Source organism: Methanosarcinales archaeon (assembly GCA_014859725.1).
GTDB lineage: Archaea > Halobacteriota > Methanosarcinia > Methanosarcinales > Methanocomedenaceae > Kmv04.
The window spans coordinates 1-20027 of the sequence record JACUTQ010000026.1 but is presented as its reverse complement, the minus strand read 5'-3'; the positions used below and the strand labels follow the sequence as shown (position 1 = coordinate 20027).

The 20027-nt window shown below is 41.9% G+C and carries 22 protein-coding genes and 1 tRNA gene; 16 read left to right on the top strand and 7 right to left on the bottom strand.

Features of this window, described 5'->3' with window-relative positions; translation table 11 throughout:
* Positions 1-5: 5 nt before the first annotated feature.
* The 14 genes from IBX40_03750 (at position 6) to IBX40_03685 (ending at position 11536) form a co-directional block, all read left to right on the top strand.
* Positions 6-365: a NifB/NifX family molybdenum-iron cluster-binding protein gene (locus tag IBX40_03750; GenBank protein MBE0523435.1), complete on the top strand. Its 360-nt coding sequence runs from the start codon at positions 6-8 to the stop codon at positions 363-365.
* Between the two features lie 46 nt (positions 366-411).
* Entirely contained in the window at positions 412-735 is a 324-nt protein-coding gene (locus IBX40_03745) for a DUF5320 domain-containing protein (protein ID MBE0523434.1), read from the top strand.
* Positions 736-854: 119 nt separating this feature from the next.
* A complete protein-coding gene (locus IBX40_03740; GenBank protein ID MBE0523433.1) occupies positions 855-2774 on the top strand; it encodes a Coenzyme F420 hydrogenase/dehydrogenase, beta subunit C-terminal domain in 1920 nt (639 codons plus the stop codon).
* Between the two features lie 179 nt (positions 2775-2953).
* Positions 2954-3535, top strand: a complete 582-nt coding sequence (locus tag IBX40_03735; protein MBE0523432.1) for an MBL fold metallo-hydrolase — start codon at positions 2954-2956, stop codon at positions 3533-3535.
* Positions 3536-3554: 19 nt separating this feature from the next.
* Positions 3555-3950, top strand: coding sequence for a DUF22 domain-containing protein (locus IBX40_03730; protein MBE0523431.1), 396 nt, complete (start codon positions 3555-3557; stop codon positions 3948-3950).
* A 26-nt stretch (positions 3951-3976) separates the two neighbouring features.
* Complete coding sequence (locus tag IBX40_03725) at positions 3977-4831, top strand: DUF89 family protein (protein ID MBE0523430.1); 855 nt, start codon at positions 3977-3979, stop codon at positions 4829-4831.
* Position 4832: 1 nt separating this feature from the next.
* The gene (locus IBX40_03720) at positions 4833-5771 is read left to right on the top strand and encodes a radical SAM protein (GenBank protein MBE0523429.1); all 939 of its coding nucleotides are present in this window, start codon (positions 4833-4835) and stop codon (positions 5769-5771) included.
* 10 nt (positions 5772-5781) lie between these two features.
* Positions 5782-6618 carry an ATP-binding protein gene (locus tag IBX40_03715; protein ID MBE0523428.1) on the top strand — a complete coding sequence of 279 codons (837 nt, stop codon included), beginning with the start codon at positions 5782-5784 and terminating at the stop codon, positions 6616-6618.
* A complete protein-coding gene (locus tag IBX40_03710; protein ID MBE0523427.1) occupies positions 6615-7511 on the top strand; it encodes a 4Fe-4S binding protein in 897 nt (298 codons plus the stop codon). Before IBX40_03715 ends, IBX40_03710 begins: the two co-directional genes overlap by 4 nt.
* On the top strand, positions 7512-8078 hold the full coding sequence (locus IBX40_03705) for a DUF1847 domain-containing protein (GenBank protein MBE0523426.1): 567 nt from the start codon (positions 7512-7514) through the stop codon (positions 8076-8078).
* A 19-nt stretch (positions 8079-8097) separates the two neighbouring features.
* Positions 8098-9024: a cation diffusion facilitator family transporter gene (locus tag IBX40_03700; GenBank protein MBE0523425.1), complete on the top strand. Its 927-nt coding sequence runs from the start codon at positions 8098-8100 to the stop codon at positions 9022-9024.
* A gap of 20 nt (positions 9025-9044) precedes the next feature.
* The gene (locus tag IBX40_03695) at positions 9045-9953 is read left to right on the top strand and encodes a zinc ABC transporter substrate-binding protein (GenBank protein MBE0523424.1); all 909 of its coding nucleotides are present in this window, start codon (positions 9045-9047) and stop codon (positions 9951-9953) included.
* Between the two features lie 2 nt (positions 9954-9955).
* A complete protein-coding gene (locus IBX40_03690) occupies positions 9956-10708 on the top strand; it encodes an ABC transporter ATP-binding protein (protein MBE0523423.1) in 753 nt (250 codons plus the stop codon).
* 12 nt (positions 10709-10720) lie between these two features.
* Positions 10721-11536 carry a metal ABC transporter permease gene (locus IBX40_03685; GenBank protein MBE0523422.1) on the top strand — a complete coding sequence of 272 codons (816 nt, stop codon included), beginning with the start codon at positions 10721-10723 and terminating at the stop codon, positions 11534-11536.
* Between the two features lie 126 nt (positions 11537-11662).
* Here IBX40_03685 and mcrA read toward each other — a convergent pair whose 3' ends face one another.
* From mcrA to mcrB, 5 genes are read right to left on the bottom strand one after another with little or no spacing between them, the layout of a single operon-like run.
* Positions 11663-13384 carry a coenzyme-B sulfoethylthiotransferase subunit alpha gene (mcrA, locus tag IBX40_03680; protein ID MBE0523421.1) on the bottom strand — a complete coding sequence of 574 codons (1722 nt, stop codon included), beginning with the start codon at positions 13382-13384 and terminating at the stop codon, positions 11663-11665.
* Between the two features lie 16 nt (positions 13385-13400).
* A complete protein-coding gene (mcrG, locus tag IBX40_03675; GenBank protein ID MBE0523420.1) occupies positions 13401-14147 on the bottom strand; it encodes a coenzyme-B sulfoethylthiotransferase subunit gamma in 747 nt (248 codons plus the stop codon).
* 14 nt (positions 14148-14161) lie between these two features.
* The gene (gene mcrC / locus IBX40_03670) at positions 14162-14779 is read right to left on the bottom strand and encodes a methyl-coenzyme M reductase I operon protein C (protein MBE0523419.1); all 618 of its coding nucleotides are present in this window, start codon (positions 14777-14779) and stop codon (positions 14162-14164) included.
* Between the two features lie 6 nt (positions 14780-14785).
* Positions 14786-15310: a methyl-coenzyme M reductase operon protein D gene (gene mcrD / locus IBX40_03665; GenBank protein ID MBE0523418.1), complete on the bottom strand. Its 525-nt coding sequence runs from the start codon at positions 15308-15310 to the stop codon at positions 14786-14788.
* Between the two features lie 20 nt (positions 15311-15330).
* Positions 15331-16635, bottom strand: a complete 1305-nt coding sequence (mcrB, locus tag IBX40_03660) for a coenzyme-B sulfoethylthiotransferase subunit beta (protein MBE0523417.1) — start codon at positions 16633-16635, stop codon at positions 15331-15333.
* Positions 16636-17029: 394 nt separating this feature from the next.
* On the opposite strand from mcrB, the gene mmp10 reads away from it, so the two are divergent.
* Positions 17030-18265 carry a methyl coenzyme M reductase-arginine methyltransferase Mmp10 gene (gene mmp10, locus IBX40_03655; GenBank protein ID MBE0523416.1) on the top strand — a complete coding sequence of 412 codons (1236 nt, stop codon included), beginning with the start codon at positions 17030-17032 and terminating at the stop codon, positions 18263-18265.
* A 22-nt stretch (positions 18266-18287) separates the two neighbouring features.
* On the opposite strand, the gene IBX40_03650 is transcribed toward mmp10, so the two are convergent.
* A complete protein-coding gene (locus IBX40_03650; GenBank protein MBE0523415.1) occupies positions 18288-18758 on the bottom strand; it encodes a carboxymuconolactone decarboxylase family protein in 471 nt (156 codons plus the stop codon).
* 147 nt (positions 18759-18905) lie between these two features.
* The gene (locus IBX40_03645; protein ID MBE0523414.1) at positions 18906-19286 is read right to left on the bottom strand and encodes a 30S ribosomal protein S8e; all 381 of its coding nucleotides are present in this window, start codon (positions 19284-19286) and stop codon (positions 18906-18908) included.
* Between the two features lie 161 nt (positions 19287-19447).
* Between IBX40_03645 and IBX40_03640 the strand changes: the two genes are divergently transcribed.
* Positions 19448-19522, top strand: a tRNA-Arg gene (locus IBX40_03640).
* The last annotated feature ends 505 nt before the right edge of the window (positions 19523-20027 follow it).

The following is a 20027-nucleotide window of genomic DNA, read 5'->3' as shown; positions in this document are numbered from 1 at the left end:
GAATAATGAAAGTATGCATACCAACAATGGAAAAAGGCGGTTTAAATGATATGGTAGCCCAGCATTTTGGCAGGGCACCCAGTTATACAGTAGTTGATATTGAAACAAATGCAGTTGAAGTGATTCCGAATAAAAGCGAACATATGGGAGGTATCGGGGTGCCCCCTGAGTACATAGCACCAACAGGCACCCATATTATGCTCTGTTCCGGACTAGGAAAAAAAGCAGTAAATATGTTCGAACAATATGGAATCGATGTATTTGTAGGTGCTTCAGGAACAGTTCAGGATGCAGTGGCTGCATGGCAGAATGGACTGTTAAGTGAAGCTACTGATGAGAATGCCTGCCGTGAGCACAGGCATTAATAAGATCAAAAAGCGAATCGAAACACTTGAAAGGGAGGTGAAATAAATGCCAGGAGGAGATAGAACCGGACCTTCAGGTTTAGGTCCGAGGACAGGCAGAGCAGCAGGTTATTGTGCACGGAATCCAGCCCCAGGATATATGAATCCCATCCTTAGCAGCGGTTCTTATCGCGGTGGAGGCCGGGGTCGCCGTAATTTGTACTGTGCGACAGGCTTAACTGGTTGGCAGCGCGGTGCTTATAGTTACCCACCACCAGTGGTTCAGACAATTACAAAAGAACAAGAACTTGCTGAACTGAAATACATGGCCGAAAACATGGAAAATGAATTGGAAGATATAAGAAAAAGGATTCAAGAGATTGGGGAATAAATCCCCAATTAATCTTTTTATTTGAGGTGTTAATATTTATGTAACATGGGGTAGAGAGAATGTCTGATTGTAAAGTAATGATCCGGATCAAAAACATGTTATTTTAGGAGACAAAACAAATGGCAGAAGAATTTAAATGGTTTTTAAAAGATGCTATAGTAGATACAGGCATGTGTACATATTGTGGTGCGTGTGCTGCAGTGTGTCCATATGATATTATCGAATTTGATGAGAACGGTCCGAAACTGAAAGAGGAATGCTACCGAAACGGAGAAGGTGCATGTAAAGACGTATGTCAGCGAGTCATGACAGATGCATCACGCATATCCATGAATGTATTCAACTTCAAGGCAAAACCCCCATCACTCATTGGACAGTACGAAAAGATGGTTGCTGCAAGGGCAACAGACCCTGTGATCCGTGAAAAAGGGCAGGACGGTGGGGCTGTAACAGCACTTCTTGCATACTGTTTTGACAATGGGTTGATCGACGGTTCGGTTACTACCGGAGGGATTGCAAAACCAAGTTCACATATTGTAACAAATAAAGAAGAACTCATAGGTGCAGCAGGTGCGAAATATTCAATGATTCCAGTGATGTATGCACTTAAGGAAACAACCGAAACACTCAATAACGTTGCCATGGTTGGACTACCGTGCCACACTTACGGCACCAGACGGACACAATTCTTTGGAGGTCTTAATGTCCACCCGATCGAAGTAGGGAAAGATGGTGAGAAAACAAAGATACCAAACATCCCCTATACTATCGGCCTGTTCTGTATGGAGAACTTCAACTATGAAAAACTGTACGATTACCTGACAAATGCTGGTGTTGACACAGACAAGATCAGGAAATTAGCTATACACCTTGACGAGATGATCGTGACCACTGACGAAGGTGACATGGAATTTTCTCTTAAGGACCTCTCAGGATGTGTATCAGATGGATGCCGCATATGCAGGGACGCGGTCTCAAAGGTTGCAGATATCTCTGCAGGATATATGGGGTCATCTAAAGGCTGGACAACATTGATTGCAAGAAATGCCAAGGGCATGGGATTGCTTGATACGGCAGTAAAAGCAGGTTACTTAGAAACATCTGATGAAGTGGAGGTCAGTCTGATAGAAGAGTTCGCAGACCTTAAGATGCGAAGATTCAAATCCGAACTTAAGAAGCGTCTTGATAATGGTAAATCTGTAAAATCTTACTGGGTACGGGACTATCCGGGTGTAAGACCTGAGATGAAAGGTACTAACTTTGTGAAGATAAAAACCAAATCAGGTCTTGTTGACTATGATTATATTGCAAAGGTTGCGGAACTTGCAGGCAAGTACGGGGACGGAACACTTGAAGTAACTACCAGGAAGAGTGTGGAGATACAGGGTGTCAAGGGTGAAGATGTGGATGACCTGATGGCCGAGGTCTATGGAAATGGACTCATGACGATCGGTATGGGTTATGTTTCTGCCTGCCCGGGTAATGCATATTGTCCGGAAGGACTTGTTGAGACCAAGGATTTTGCAAATGAACTGACTCCCCAGTTCGCACAAAAACTCACACCTCATAAGATGAAGATCGCAATAGCAGGCTGTCCCAACAATTGTGTAAGGGCTCACCGTCACGACATTGGTCTGTTGGGGCAAATGCAGCCAAAGATCGATAATGAAAAATGTACGGGGTGCGGAAGATGTGTTGAATTGTGCAAGTTCAATGCACTCTCTATCTCTGGCGGAAAGGCTGTGATAGACAAAGACCTGTGTGCCAATTGCGGATGGTGTGTGGGAGGATGCCCACACGAAGCTGCATTGGAAGATAAGATCGGTTATTCAGTCTGGATAGGGGGTAATGATGCACGAAAACCGACAGACGGTATCCTTTTGAAGGAATTCTGCACAAAGGAAGAGATTCCTGCGCTGATCGATAAGATCGGCTCCGTGTTTGTCAAATACAGAACAAAGCCTGGAAAGGAACGACTTGGCAACATAATTGAACTGGTCGGCGAAGGACAGTTTGTCAGAGAAGTAATGAGTACGTGACCCATAGTCAGGGAGGTTTTTTCCTCCCTTTATGGTAATTGAACAAAAAGAGCATACAATTCAGGGGTGCTATGTGACGCTTTTATTGTACGCTTATTGCACCGAGTTAGATGAGATTGAAAATACTATATGACAATGAATCAGAAAATGGTTTTGTCAAAGGATGGGGGTTTTCCTGTTTGGTCGAAACAGGAAAACGAAAGATTATGTTCGATACCGGTTGGGATGGCAAAGTTCTACTTCATAACATGTATAAATTTAGGGTTATGAAAGAGGATATCGATACAATTGTCATTTCACATGACCACTGGGACCACCTGGGGGGCTTAACCCACATACTGCACCCGGATGTTACTTTATATGTTTCCAATTCGTTTTCCAGGGAATTGAAGAATGAGATCGAACAAAGGGCAGGTAAAGTGGAGGCAACTGGACCGAAAAACATCGCTCATGATGTATATATTACTGGTGAAATGAGAGGAAAAATAAAAGAACAGGCCATATTATTGAAAATTAACCAGGGTATTGTGGTTGTTACCGGCTGTGCACATCCGGGTTTGGAGAACTTCATTGATGCAGCTAAAGACTTCGGGGAGCCGTACGGAGTGTTCGGAGGTTTTCATAAATTCAATAATTTTGAATGTCTGAATGATATTTCTATGATAATGCCCTGTCATTGCACTCGATACAAAGCTGAGATTAAAACGATTTTTCCAGAACAGTATATGGAATGTAAAGCAGGATGTATTATTGAGATGTAGAAAAAGGAGGAATAAATTAATGGCTAAACTTGTACTTGAAAGAGCAGGAAAATTGTTGGATGAAGGGGTATTCTATGAAACACAAGAAATTGAAAAAACTTTTTTTGAATACCAAATAGGGGATAAATTGAATTTCGTCCTAATAGTCGCAGATGAAGATATGGAATTTAACATCAATGAAACGAAACCAATTTCAGTTAAAAAATTAAAAATTCCACCCAAAACTTTAATTATTCCGGGTATGGACGGGATTCATCCGATTGGCCATCTATCAGCCATTGGAAGCTATAATGTTTTGCCGGGAATCATTGATAAAGAAAGAATAGTTGATTTTGGGATGTTTCATGCAGCATTGCCTGGTAATATTTCAAAAGAAGAAGTAATTGGAGCTACATTAATGGTTCCTGTCAAGTAAAACCTAAGTATTAAGAATTTGAAGCTATGAACGTTCAACTGGACTGCATATTTTGTATCCAAAGACAGGCACTTGAAGCTGTAAGGTTAGTTACTAAGGATGTGAAAAAACAAGAGAAAATCCTGAAAGTGGTAATGGCTAAGCTTTTAGAGATAAACTGGAATAGCAGTCCACCTGATATTGCGGATGTCGTTTACAATATGATCAGGAAGGAAAGCAAGGAAGACGATCCCTATAAGAATATCAAAAAGGAATGCAACGATATTGCATTGGGAATGTATCCTGAGTTGAAAAGAATTGTAGACCAATCTTCTACACCCCTTTTAACAGCCGCGAGACTGGCCATATCAGGAAATGTGATAGATTATGGAACCGGAAATTTTGACATCAATAAAACCATTTCACTTGAGGCGGGAAATAAATTCAGGATCGACCATTTTTCAGAATTCGTAAATAATCTTGAAAAGGCTGAAAATCTTGTATATTTGACAGACAATGCCGGTGAAATTGTTTTTGACAAGATACTGCTTGAAACGATTATTAGTAAATATAAATTCAAAAATATTTTTTGTGCTGTAAAAATGACACCTTTTATCAATGATACCACTTCGCAGGATGCTGAATATATAGGAATTGATAGAATGCCGGGTGTCGAAATATTAAATATTGGAGTAGATGGAAATGGACCAGATCATTCAGGCAAAACATTTACTGATATTATTGCAGAAAATAATATGATAATCAGTAAAGGACAGAGGAATTATGAGACTCTTCCTGATAGTGAAAAGATTTTCTTTATGCTCATAGCAAAATGCCCATTTATTGCAAAAGAACTGGGAGTACAGCAAGGAGATTTTATTTTAAAAAGAGGTTCTGGATAATATGTTTGCTTATGGTCCTGTTCCTTCCAGAAGATTGTGGTTCTCATTAGGAGTGAGTCCCGTACCACCAAAAACCTGTTCGTACAACTGCACCTACTGTCAATTGGGCGAAACCGACTGGGTGCAGGTGAGGCGTGAAAGCTTCTATCCAAAAGAAGATATCCTGTCTGATATCGAAAAAGTCGTGAATTCTGAAAATATCGATTATATTACCTTTGTTGGAGATGGTGAACCCACATTATGCAAAGACCTTGGTTGGTTAATTAACCAGTGCAAAGAAAAATGGCAGATACCTGTGGCTGTAATCACAAACGGTTCTCTCTTATTCATGAGGGATGTAAGGCAGGATTTGAAAAACAGCGATGTGGTACTTCCTTCACTTGATGCCGGAAATGAAGAGGTTTATAAAACACTTAACAGACCTCATGGTAGTATTGGATTTGAAGAAATGCTTCAAGGACTGGTTGATTTCAGGAAAGAGTATTCAGGTAAAATATGGCTTGAGGTCATGCTGGTTAAGGATGTGAATGATTCAGATAAATCTTTAATGGAAATAAATGATGCCATTAAACAGTTAAAACCTGACCGCATATACATTTCAGTTCCAATCCGACCGCCTGCAAACCCCGGTGTTAGACCGTCCGAACCAGGGAGAATAATCAGGGCACATGAGATTTTTGATACTACACTGGACCTTACTGATCATGAGTCCGGCGAATTTGGTTTTAATAACTATCCGGATGCCAGAACAGCAATTATAGAGATATGTTCCCGCCATCCATTAAGGGAAGAACAGGCTAGAGATATTGAGATAAGATTCTCCGAATCCGGGAATATTGATTCTATGCTATCAGATGGAAGTCTGGTACGTGTAGAATATCAAAATATGCCATATCTTTTGCCAGCAAATTTTATAGGAATACTTAGTACAAAGATTTGAGGTGATTAGAATGATAATATCTGTTGCAAGCGGAAAAGGCGGAACCGGTAAGACTACGATAGCAACAAATATGGCGCTTAGCATTGCTAATGCACAGTTGCTGGATTGTGATGTTGAAGAACCTGATTCCCATCTGTTCTTTGATATGGATCTGGAAAAGGTTGAAGATGTATATCTATCAGTTCCTGTAGTCGATAACGAAAAGTGTGACTATTGCCAAAAATGTTCAAAATTCTGCCAGTACAATGCTATTGCTGTACTGCCTTCTGATATCCTCATCTTCCCACAATTGTGCCATGGTTGTGGAGGATGTACATTAGTGTGTCCAAAAGGAGCCATTACTGAGGAGAAGCGTATTATTGGCATAATTGAGGGGGGGGGTTCTGATGGAGTTGAATTTTATCATGGAATGTTAAATATCGGGGAACCTATGGCGACTCCGATAATTAAAACCCTGAAAAAGAAAATCGACAAAGAAAAAAATGCAATACTCGACTCACCCCCCGGCACCTCCTGCCCTGCCGTTGAAACCATTAGAGGCACTGATTTTTGCCTGCTGGTTACAGAACCCACACCTTTTGGTCTGTATGATCTGAAACTTGCAGTTGAAGTAGTACAACACTTAGCAGTTCCATTTGGAGTAGTTATTAATCGGGATGGAATTGGTGATGACAGGGTAGAAAAATTCTGCATGGAAAGAGATATTCCAGTCCTTATGAAGATACCACACAATGAGGATATTGCAAGGCTTTACTCAAACGGTCAACCCTTTGTTTTGGAAATGCCCGAATGGAAGGAGGAATTTGTCCGTCTCTTTAATGTCATCCAGAGGGGGGATGCTAAATGAAACAACTCACCATCATAAGTGGTAAGGGTGGGACTGGAAAAACTACCATTACTGCAGCTTTTGCATCCCTGGCTGAAAATGCCGTGCTGGCTGATTGTGACGTGGATGCTCCAGATCTGCATCTTATCCTGAAACCTGATATTAAAGAAACTGTTGAATTTTCCGGGCTGAAAATTGCTGCAATAGATAAGGAAAAATGCATCGATTGCGGAAAATGTACTGATTATTGCAGGTTTGAAGCTATTGATGAAGACTTTAACGTAGTCAATGAAAGATGCGAAGGATGCGGTGTCTGTGAATATGTATGTCCTTTTAATGCAATACATCTGGTTGATCGAAAATCCGGATTTGCTTATCTTTCAGAAACCCGGTTTGGACCTATGTCCCATGCCGTGCTTAATACTGCTGAAGAAGCATCTGGCAAATTGATTACACTGGTAAGAAATAATGCCCGGGTCCTGGCTAATAAATCTAATAAAGATTTAATAATCATAGACGGGCCCCCGGGGATTGGCTGTCCGGTCATATCTGCTATTTCAGGTGTAAATCTTGTATTAATTGTGACAGAACCCACATTATCAGGTATACATGACATGGAGAGAATACTGGGTGTGGCCAGCCATTTCAAGGTACCGGCTGTGGTTTGCATAAATAAATTTGATATAAATCCTGGCAATACCCGGCTCATCGAGAAGTACTGTGCCGAAAATGGGCTTGATGTTGTGGGCAGGATACCATATGATGAAACAGCGACGATGGCTATGATCCAGGAGATGACCGTAGTTGAATTTTCTGAAAATGAGTTTTCAAATAATGTGAAAAAAATCTGGGAAAATATCAATTATTACACTGGAAAATGCTCTGAAAATGTTACAATAAACGGAGATTATTAGATGCAATGTGGGTTATGTGAAAAGAAAAAGTGCCGTGAAGGAAAGGATTGTTCTACAATTAAAGCGGATGTTGAATATACTGGCAAGAACCTTGAATCCATGAAAATCTCGGCACAAATCGAATCCAGGTATTATATGGATAAAACGAGATTAGAAGAGCTCATTATCTATGCCAATGGGATGGAGTATGAAAAACTTGGTATTGCCTTTTGTGTAGGTCTGGAAAACGAGGCAAAGGTAATACATGAGATTTTGACACAGGATTTTAAGGTGTTCTCTGTCTGCTGTAAAGTATGCGGAATTGATAAAGACAGATATGATCTGGAAAAATTACGCAATGGTAGTTTTGAAGCGATCTGCAATCCGATGGGTCAGGCACTGGTGTTGAATAATGAGAAAACCGATTTAAATATCATTGTTGGATTGTGTATTGGCCATGATATTCTTTTTACTCAGCACTCGCAGGCGCCTGTAACTACTCTGGCAGTAAAGGATAGAGTGCTGGCACATAATCCTCTGGGTGCGATCTATTCTAATTATTATCTTGAACACAGGTTCAATATGTAATCCATAAAGGAACAAAAAAATGGAAAATCGTTTAAATGAGAACTTGCGTATTGGGATCAATACTTCGAAGAAGTCTACCCTTGCATTAGTCTTTCTTGCAGCATTAAAAGGCATTGTTGGCTTTTATTCGGGAAGTACGGCTCTGATTGCAGATGCAATGCATTCATACACAGATGTTTTCAGCTCCCTGGTCGTTGTCATTGCAATTGCTGGCTCAATGTCAGGCATGCCGTGGCTCGATAGTATTGGAGTGCTGGTTATCTCTTTAATGATATTCAGGCTCGGAATTGGGATTGCCAGGGACTCGGCTTTAGTACTGATGGATGCATGGCTTGATAAGGAATCGATTGTAAAGATCCGTCAGGCTGTATGTGATATCCAGGGTGTTAATAATGTGGAGGATATAAGACTCCGAAAATCCGGACTTGTTGTGTTCGGGGAAATTATAGTTGAAACCAAAGGTGACGTCGATCTGAAAAAAGTTGAGATGCTTTCTGATGAAATTAAAAGTGCAGTGAAGAAAGAAGTAAATAATCTGGAACACATAATAGTCAATGCCAAACCTGGAAAGATGGCAATAGTGAAAGTTGCAGTTCCTGTTGTTGCACAAGATGGTCTTCGCTCAAAGCTCTCCCTTCATCTTGGTAAGGCCCCGTTTTTTATAATTATCGAAATGGAAAATGATGGAATTAAATGCTGGGATGTCATTAAGAACCCAGCAGCCGCTTTGGAGAAGAAAAAAGGTGTAAAGACCGCGGAGTTTCTGATAAGTCGGGATGTCAATGTTTTAATAATACGTGATATCGGTGAGGGGCCATTCCATGTGCTTCGTGATAACTTTGTGAAGATATTACAAATGCCTGAAACGGCAAAGAATGTTGAAGATGTCGTGGAGAAGGTTCCTGAATTGAATACGATAATTTCACCTACTGAGAACAGGACATAAATTAGGGAGTACCAAATAAAATGAATAACAAAATACTGCTGGTAATTCTACTCCTCATTGCAGTTTTTTCGGGTAATGCATGTATTAATGGACCTGATCAGCAAACCGGCCAGGAACAATTCATTATCGTGGCCAGTATCCTGCCGCTGGCTGATTTTGTAGAGCATATCGGTGGAGATAAAGTAGATGTGATTGTAATGATACCGCCCGGTGCAAATCCTGCCACCTATGAACCGACTGCAAGTCAGCTAAAGGCGGTAAGCAGTGCCGGAATGTATGTTAAAGCAGGGTCTGGACTTTTGTTTGAGGAGGTCTGGCTGGATAAGATCAGATCAGCCAATCCGGAAATGTTTGTGGTTGACACTTCAGAAGGTGTCACATTGATGGAAATGGAAGAGCACAATCACGAGGAAGAAAATTCCAGGTATAACAATGATGAACGCAGTATGGATCCACATATCTGGTTATCTCCTGTAAATGCTGAAATCATGGTGCAAAACATTTGTGACGGTTTGATCCGGATCGACCCGGCTAATGAAACATATTATGAGCAGAACAAAGAGCAATATATTCGTGATCTGGAAGTACTTGACTCTAAGATCAACCAGTCTTTATCAGGATTCAAAAACCGTACTTTCATGGTTTTTCACCCTTGCTGGGGCTATTTTGCACGGGACTACAATCTTACCATGATAGCAGTTGAGATCGAAGGCAAAGAACCAAGTGTCAGTGATATGGCACATTTGATCAAAACCGCTAAGGAGAATGATATTAAAATCATCTTTGTCCAGCCTCAATTCAGTACAAAAAGTGCTGAGGTGATAGCAAAGGAGATCGGAGGCAGTGTTGTACCGGCAGATCCTCTGGCAAAAGACTATCTGTTAAATCTACGTGAAGTTACAAATTCATTTACTAAAAGTCTGACATGAATATGAAAACCGATGTAATCTTACTTAAGGATGTATGGGTGCATTATGATAGTATTAAAGTGCTCGAAGGAGTAAATCTTACTTTAAGACAACATGATTTTCTGGGTATCATAGGACCAAATGGTGGGGGGAAGAGCACTCTGCTTAAAGTCATTCTGGGATTGATAAAACCCAGCAGAGGGACCATCAGAGTTTTAGGGGACACACCTCAAAACAGCAGGAAGTACATCGGATACGTTCCTCAATACAGTCTTTTTGATCCGGATTTTCCAATAAGCGTTTGGGATGTGGTACTGATGGGGCGCCTCGGTCAGGCCGGATTGTTCAAAAAATACAGCAAGGATGATAAAAAAATGGCTCTTGATGCACTTACGATGGTTGATATGCTAGAGTATAAGGATCGTCAGATTGGAAATCTATCAGGAGGACAGCGGCAGAGAGTATTCATTGCCAGGGCACTGGCAGCCAATCCCAAATTGCTTTTACTGGATGAACCTGCTGCAGGTATCGACACACTTGTGCAAACAGAATTCTATGAACTGCTAGAAAAACTTAAAACTAAAATGACGATAATCATGGTATCACATGATATCAGTGCAGTTTCTGTTTATGTGGACAAGATAGCGTGCCTGAACCACAAGCTGTTTTATCACGACTCAAAGGAATTGACTGCAGAAGATCTGGAAGCGGCATATCAATGTCCGGTGGAGCTGATCGCTCACGGTGTTCCGCACAGGGTATTAAAACATCATTAATGGTATATTAGCATGATTGAGCTAATGCAATACGAATTTATAAGAAATGCTATCGCTGCCGGGATACTTGCCAGTATTGCTTGCGGCATTATCGGTGTTTATGTGGTGGTGAAACGTATCGTTTTTATCAGCGGCGGGATTGCACATGCATCTTTTGGCGGTATCGGGCTTGGATACTACCTGGGGATCAATCCGATTCTGGGAGTGCTGCCCTTTAGTATTGTTTCGGCACTGTCCATGGGTCTGGTAAGCAAACGTTCCAGACTGCCGGAAGATACTTTCATAGGGATATTATGGGCTATGGGAATGTCCATAGGAATCCTCCTTATTAGTTTGAAACCCGGTTATGCCCCGGATTTAATGACCTACCTTTTTGGGAATATCCTGACAGTTCCGTTTTCTGACATCCTTTTAATGTTGATTCTGGATGGGGTTATCATCCTTGTAGTATATGCGTTTTATAAGGAATTTCTGGCACTGTGCTTTGATGAAGAATTCACTACCGTACTTGGAGTTCCCACCGAGCACTTATACCTTGTACTATTATCGTTAATTGCTCTGAGTGTTGTAGTGCTGATAAAAGTGGTGGGTATTATTCTGGTCATTGCACTGCTGACAATTCCCGCAGCCTTTAGCCGGCAATTTACATCAGATCTCAAAAAGATGATGTTTCTTTCATTTATGTTCGGATCAGTGTTTACTTGCTTTGGATTATGGCTCTCGTATGTGTTTGACGCCCCTTCCGGTGCTACGATCGTCCTGATCATGGCTGTGGTATATCTGCTTTATTCGTCTGTCAGAAATACCGGCAGTAGAGATAAAGTCTGATACCAATCACGATCTCATTATTCATGATTCAGGGGTTTGAATAGTTTTTGTTACCTACCGGTAACAGTATTGTATTAAAAAAAAAGAATTGTAGGTGTGAGAACACACCTACATAGTTTTACAATTTTATTTTGCTGGAATGACGAATGCTCGCTCGCCAGCGCACCTGTCATACTCTCTCAGGGCGCCTTTACCGAAGCATTCTCGAACTTCGACGAAGTCAAAGTTCATGAGGTCATCTGCGAAGCAAGCCTTAACCAGTGGATTGGTTGAGAATGCATCTCCTCTACCAGTGTAGCCACCTGTGACGACAGTTGTATAACCGCCCTGGTGACCGACATTCATGGCATAGTTTGGATAGTTTGCTCCTCTGAGTTCACCGAGCAGACCCTCATCGGACTGATAGGAGAACACGTTGGTTGCACCGCACTGATCCTGCAGGTCATATCCAAAGAAACCGAGTCGACCGTGTCCCTCTTTATGGAGGTACATGGACAGATACCAGGCTGACAGACCGGCATTTGAGTTGCCTGTAGTGATTGCACAGGCTGCTGCTGAAGCTGTTGACACTACGGTTGCTCTCTGTGAACCACCAAAGTGATCTTCCAGAGCTGTTGGATAGTTCTCGTACAGTTCCAGACCATAGAGTGTACCCCAGGTAGCGATGTCTTTGATGATGTCAATGGTTGGTGCAACGGTTTTACCGATGCCTGTACCATATTTATCCCATCCGTACTCGGTATCTGCATAGAGGTTGTCGTCCACAACATTGTTAGTATATGCAGCTGTTGCATACATTGTGAAACCGACACCACCGGACATGTAACCGCCGAGCCATATCTGGTCGTACAGCATCATTGCTGCTGCACAGGTCTCCAGAGCAATCTTACATGGATCGTCCCTGAACTTCCTTGAGGTCTGTACAATATCGGCCATGTGACCGAAGGACAGACCGCCAGGCTCGTTAGGTCCTCTTGCTCGCCTTGCGGGAAGCATTTCGGACATCTCTACGAGACCAGCGTGCTTGGCTGTGAATGCCAGATCAGCTACTGCTGCTTCACCAGCGCACATGTGATATGCACTGATAAAGGACATACCGACCTGCATTGCCATCCATCTGGATGTCTGACCACCATCAGCAGTCCTTGAGACTACTGTTGGGATGTGTACTGCCTGGAATGATGCTTTGCCTATTGAAGCCTTTATCTGGGCTGCATGATCCGGTCTGAACATCTTGTCGATGTCGATCACGAACTGTGGATCCAGTTCGTCCTTCAGGGAATCGTCGCCAGTGAAGACCTTTACATAGCAGTCATCTACCATTGCGGGGTGTGTTTCAACCATATGTTCCTGGACAATAGCTGCACCAGGCATTGCATGGTTCAGAACTTCCAGATAGTAGTTGATGGTCTCAGGTGTGACTTCCTTGCCCAGCCTCTTCTCAAGAGTCTCATGGGCCAGGTCCAGACCTACGACGCATGTTCTCCTTATGTCATCCCATTCCTGCTGCATGGCAGCATTGTTGACATAATGGAGATCGTCACCATCGCATACGATATCTGTTCCGCCGAGGGTATACGGGGTCAACTGTCTCTGACCCAGTGGAATACCAGCCAGATGGAGCATTGGATCATATGCCTGGAGACCTCTCTTCTTGGTGATCTCTGCACCGATCTTTGCCATTTCCATCTTTCGTGGATTCTGCTCGGTACCCAGTCTCAGATATTTTGCTGTCTGTGATTGGATGTCATCATTCTGCTTGTTGGAACCCCATTCCTTAGCGTATTTGGTTTCCATTGCGCTTACGAATGCTTTTTTAGCAGTTGCTTCATTTTGGAAATTTGCCATTTATATCACCTCTGTTTTATTTGGGCTGATACCCATAAATGGTCCTCAGTTCCCAGACTTTCTGTGTCCAGCCGACGACTTCAGCATCATCTCTGAAAGCAACATTGCCTACTCTGTAGAATGTAGTCTTCTTGGCTGCTTCTGCAGGAGACATTGGCTTACCCAGATTGACCTTTCGATCAATTGGTACACCGACCTGATCCTTATCCTGGACAATGCTGTCGCCTTCTAATCGGCGCCTGTCCAACATATCGAACATGACACCATCTTCCTGCAATCTGCAGGAGTGTCCATGGACAGTACATCCTCTCAGACCGGAAAGACCTGGACAGGTCATATCAGTCTCCATCTGTTCTTTGGCGATGGCTTCCATATCTCTTTCTCGGGCCTCGACAACCTGTCTACCTGACAGTGTACCGGGGTCCACACCTCTATAGTTGATTGCTGCGTGGTATGATCTCCAGTATGGTACTGATGGTGAATTATACATGGAGTCTGCCCACTGGACATACCTGACACGGTCGCCAGCTGCTGTACCTGGTGTTGGAGTTACGATCTCCCTCACTGGACAGTCTGGTTCACCCATCTCAGCGAGAGGTGGATGTGTGCTTGGATAGTCGCTACCAGGTGCTCTGTGGCCAAGACAAGCGGTCAAATCTTCATCAGAGATATCCCTGACTTTCTTGACGTTGTTTGACATGTGATTTCTTCTATTCTCAGCAACGGAAGTGCTGCCGGGATAGTATTGTGGTTTATATGCCATATTACATATCCTCCTTAGTTATCTTGTGGATTGATGGTCTTTACATACTTTACAATCTTATTGAGGTTCTCCCTGGAACAGGTTTCGCCTCTTGTGATTCCGCTTACGATTTCCATGACTGTACCTCTTGTCTGAATATTTTCAGGCTTTGGTTTGACAAGTCTGGTTTTAATTCCTGCTTCAGCAAACTGCTCAAAATCGATGGGATTCTGGCAGGCAATTATCGTTGGAATATCCACGTATTTCAGAACCTCTTTTGCCTTATTTATGACATGGGAATCAACATTACCCAGATGCAGGATCAATAGCTTGTGTCTTTTGATCTGTGCTAATTCCTTGGAATTCAATCCGAACTTGGGTCCGTATCCCATTGTAGACTGTCCTGAAAGATCTTCAGGAACGCCTGCACCGGAATTTAGCACCAGGACACTTACCTGGATTCCTTCTCTTCTGAGTCCGTATGTGATCTCACATACAGGTTTAGTGATATGTCTTCGTCCGGGAGACATGGCGACTGCGATCACATCAGGCCTGCCGGTCTCTGATAGTGTACCTCGCTGAGCAAGGCCACCACCTCTGCCGAGGCCCATGCTTTCTCTGCAGTCCACACACTGTGTTTCTCGTCCGAACATTCTATATCACTCTGCTTTTGATTCCAATATACATATACGGTCTTTTGGATTCGCTTTAGGATCAATTAATCCTAACAAACGTTCATCCTCAAGATTGACGGACTCGTCGGTCCTGCTCTTGAAACCGTATTTGGCATAATCTGTCAGGGTAGCTTTTGTCTTAATAAAGTGCCCTTCTCTGAATTCGAAGGGGAATGGCAATGCTTCTTTTGCCGCTTTATTAATTTCTTCCTTGACATTTCGATCCTCTATTTCTATCCTAATCCTGCCAACCCTTATGTTCAGTTCAAATGCTTGATCTGAAACATTTATGATCCGCCGATCAGGATGATTTACTGGAGTGAATTTCCCTGATCCGCATGCTACCCGTGTGGGTAGACTGGGTCCATTGATTGTCATCCTGATAACACCAGGTGTTTTATCAATGGCATTCAACAACCTTTCGGCTGTATCAGGCATTAACACTCTTTGTGGGAATATTTCAACTTGAATTGGTTTCTTTTTGCGTGAAACGGGAGCGGTTTTGACCATTTAAATCCTCATTTTTTCGTTTATAGCGCTCCTGCTACTGCCTTGATAGGCTCTCTGAATTCATCAACTGATCCGAACACTTCTCCGACCAGACCGGATGTCATCTCTGGAGTGAACATCTGGACACCGGCATCGAGTGATACTGATGCTGCAACACATGGGATAGCAAAGCCTCTTGAGTGTCTGGTAACTACGTGGTTACCGTTGAACACACCAGGACCGCCGCCGCCATAGATTGAGTGACTGAAGAAGGAGAATCCTACTGCAGTTCCCTGTACCTTACCCCAGTCGCATCCTGGCAGACCAGTTTCCTTCTCAATAATGTCGTTGAAATACAACAGTGTTGAAGAGGTGTGCTGTGGTGATCTTCCTGCACCGCAGTTAACCAGGTTTGCTGCAAGAGTTCCGGCTGCGCAATATGCGTTCCACATGGATACGTCATTTGCTTTGTACATGGTATATCCGGAACCGAGTTTCTTATCGGCTGCAATTACTTTGTTCTCGATTGCCTGTTCGACAATTGAGTGCACTACTGTACCGATTGTACCTGTAGCACCGTTTGCCTTGGTTGTTGCATATACCATGTTGTTGGCATTCAGGTTCTGATATGCCAGACCGAGAAGCTGGTTTCTCTCAAACATACCGAGAGCATTGCCCATCTCGAACACACCGGCCTGCTCATATATACCTGAGAGGGCTGCTGTATTCATTGCGTTCTTCTTGGTCACGGCTGCCAGATGGTTTGCCATGATATTCCTCAATGAGTGGCCCAGGCCCTCATCTTTCTGTGGGATTTCCAGGATTGACTTGACATGACCGCCAGCCAGATCCATGGTCTGTGGATACTGTCCCATGATTGCTGCCTTTGTCTCTGGAACATTGAACATGTTCAGATTAAAGGTTTCAATCATAGCTTGGAGTGTTCCCATTGATGCACATGTCAATGATGACACGTATTCTGCACCTGCTTCAATTCTTGAAGAGGGTACCTGTACCAGCATCTGTTTGCCACCATTGAGTGACTTGACGTTGGTATCGTCTCCAGCATCTACTTTTACGAGGTCCGCGACTTTAGCGACAATCTTGTCTGCATTCTTGACTACATCGAGTTTCAGTGTCCTTCCAGGAACTTGTCGGCCTTTGCCGCCATATTTTCCTGTGGCCAATGCTTTCTCGATTCCAGCCAGGTCTACAGCTGCTGTTCGCTTAGTGTCGTGTACAATCTTCTTGATAGCTTTGTTTCGGAGAGGGCTTATATCTCGAATGTCTACGCCACTTTTGAGTTTAGCTCCTCTGTCGCTATATAGGTCTACTTTGTCAGACACGCTTATTTTTCCTCCTATACTTTATTCAGAAAACTTCCATTGTTGGATACAAGAAGAATAGCGTCATATTTTGAAATAGAACTTAAAAAAGTTATACAAAAGTTCCAATTAATCAAAATTTTTCATAGCTAAACCTCTTATACTGAATATTGTGTAACCAACCAACTTCAGTTTACTGTATACTCTATTAAAACAACAAACATACTTAAAGGTTACGGATTAATCATTATAATCTCAAAAATTTTAAAAGTTCGACTTTTTACAATGTTTGTTTTTTACACCCTATTAGAACAATATGAGCGCAAACTATATTAGCATGTAGCTTACGCTCAAAGAGAATCATATCAATATTTATAGACTTGTAAAATAATCACACAAAAACAGGATGATTCAAATGGAACTATTAGCTGATGTAGGTGGGAGACCGGGATTCGATTGCATGGGATTTTGCAAATACTGTTATTTTAAGGCTGTAAAAGATGTTCCTGCTTTTGGTTGTAAACACTGCCTACCCATCAAGAAAGGATGTCGATATTGCACTGAAGGGGTAAAAGAATCCTATCCAGGTTTCAAACCGGTCCAGATGGTTATCCAGGATGTAAACCAGATATTACATTTCAATAATGAAAATATTGATCGAATCACCATAAGCGGTGGTGGGGATGTTAGTTGTTATCCAGACCTTGAAGTCTTAACAGAAGTGGTCTCCCAATTAGAAAGTCCAATACATCTTGGATACACCAGTGGCAAAGGATTCACCAAAGGAAATGAAGCTGAGTCCTACTTGGACCATGGAGTAAAAGAAGTGTCCTTCACTGTATTTGCTACCGATCCACAGCTTAGAAAAGAATACATGAATGATAAAACCCCTGAAGCATCTTTATCCAATCTTGAGCTATTTTGTAAAGATGCCGATGTATATGCTGCCATTGTTCTATTACCAGGAGTAAATGACAACGATGTATTGAGAAAAACATGTGATGACCTGGAATCCATGGGTGCAAAAGGTCTCATACTTATGAGGTTTGCCAATACATTTGATCAGGGACTGATACTAAATAACTCGCCCATTATCCCGGGAATTGAAGCACATTCAATAGATAAATTTTTCTCAATAGTAAATCAGGTAGACAAGGAGTATCCTTTCAGAGTAACAGGCACCCCCTTAGGTGATCCAAAAACAGGGTCTCCTTTTGCTATTATTAATGATGAAGAAGCATTTTCCAGGCTACCAACTCCAAAAATGGAAGCCACCATCATAACAAGCCGGACATCTGCTCCTTTGCTGCAAGCTCTTTTTGAAAAACTTACCGCACATGTGAATGTGGTAGGTGTAGAGAAGGATATTGGCTGTCTAATTACTATTGAAGATATTAAAAAACTGGACTTAAGTAAAATTAAAGAAACTGTTATATTTCCTGGACGTGCCTTTGTTCATGATATGGAAATAAAAGAAGTTCTGAACCGTGATGGGATTGAAAAAATCGTCCGCAGAGGGCCTGATAAGCTTACCGTAGACGGAGAGATGAGCATTTCAATGACTTACGATGAAGTTATCCAGCGGGAGATCGAAGGTTTGACAGAACTAATAGACCAGATAAATATGCTTGGAATTCCACCAAAAAATTAAACTTAAAGTTTATCTAATGAAATTATTTTTCTATGTCCTCACTGGGAATTTTACAAATATCACAAATATCTTCACTGCTATTTTGTGATGAATCGTCATCATTAGGCATTTCCACATCCAGAGCTCTTGTGCCATAAGCAAGTACTGATGCATTTGAAATCGTTCCAGCTATTAGGATGGCATCAAATATCTCATCCCTGCTAATACCCATTCTATTCGCCACCCTGATATGCATATTCAAACAATGTGTACATTTAAGTGCTGCCGAAACCCCTATTGAAATGAGTTCTATCGTCCTCTCATCAATGCGATTGAATTCCCTCATAATTGAATCATCATATAACACCTTTGGTATCAAAAGATTAGGCCTGTCCTTCATAAACTGAAGAATATAAGGGATTTCGCCGTAGATTTCTTTTATCCCATTTAATAATTCTTCAGCAGCGTCATCAGGTTTCTTCTTTAGGATTCTATCAATATTTTCAAATTCCAAGGATACCACCCTAACGTGTTAGATGTTCTGTTGTTTCATTAAAGGTACTATAATAGAATGTACAAAGCATGTATAATCAAAAGTACATAAATATTTGGATTTCATTAAAATAAAAAAAATGTCGACCGAAATCAAGTCGATTGAAATTTATTCCTTAATAAGGACTGCGTTAACAATTCCATCCTGACCGGGTCTGCTTGTAATCTTAGCATCACCCATTTCTGTTTTTATTATAGAACCTTTAGTCAGGATATTCCTCCTGACATAATGCTGGTTCGCTAAATTATTTACAACAGTTTCAATGGAGATATGTTTGGTAGAATTATCTACTGGATCAGTGACATTTACCACATTACATCTTAATAAACGGACCTTTGTGTTTCCACCCAATGTATTTACTATCTTACGTCTGGTGTTATCTAAATGAGGCTCTGCAGCTTCCCTGCCAATTTCCCCTTTTCTTTTGCCGTGGGAAGAAATAAGTCTTCCACCTGTGAACTTTCTTTTCGATTTACCTTGATATTGCATATAATTCCTCTAATAATAGTAATTCAATAACGGGTGGTTAATACCTTTAATGATAATAAATATATCGGCAATTAATGGATTTAATTCAATACAGAGAAATGTTGAAATACATAAACTTAATATTTGATATCAGCAGTTAAGAGTTACTTTTAATCCGGTATGGGCGCATGGCCAAGCCTGGATATGGCAGCAGCCTCCTAAGCTGAAGATCGGGGGTTCAACTCCCCCTGCGCCCGTTTTTGGTTTTTATTTTCCACGATTAGAATTTCATTTTTATTATTAATGTAATGAAAAATTAAGCCGTTTTCAATGAATTATTCTCAGTCAATATTAGCCTAAGAGAGCCAAGAATCCCCATCTAAAAACGGCATTAGTGTATAAAATTGCTAAAATACGAAATCCCTGTTTTTCATTTGTGATATGGGTGTACCAGAGGGGGGCTGGAATTAGTTCAATATTAACCACGGAGGGACACAGAGAAAAGTTAAAACCATTTGTATACTCCTGACCTCAGTAATAATATAACTTGAATTAAAATTATATTTCTGGCGGAGCCCCCCACCTGCAAACACCTCCCCAAGCATCCATCCTCACTTCGAACCCCAAAATCGCCGAAATAATCGAAAAGCACCTGCCAGCCCCCACACCACAAGGGCAGGCGGAGCAGATCAGGAGGGGCACCCGGCCAGAGTGAAGCAAGAGGGGCAGCAGGAGAACCGAAGAAAAGATGGGGGCTTGGTT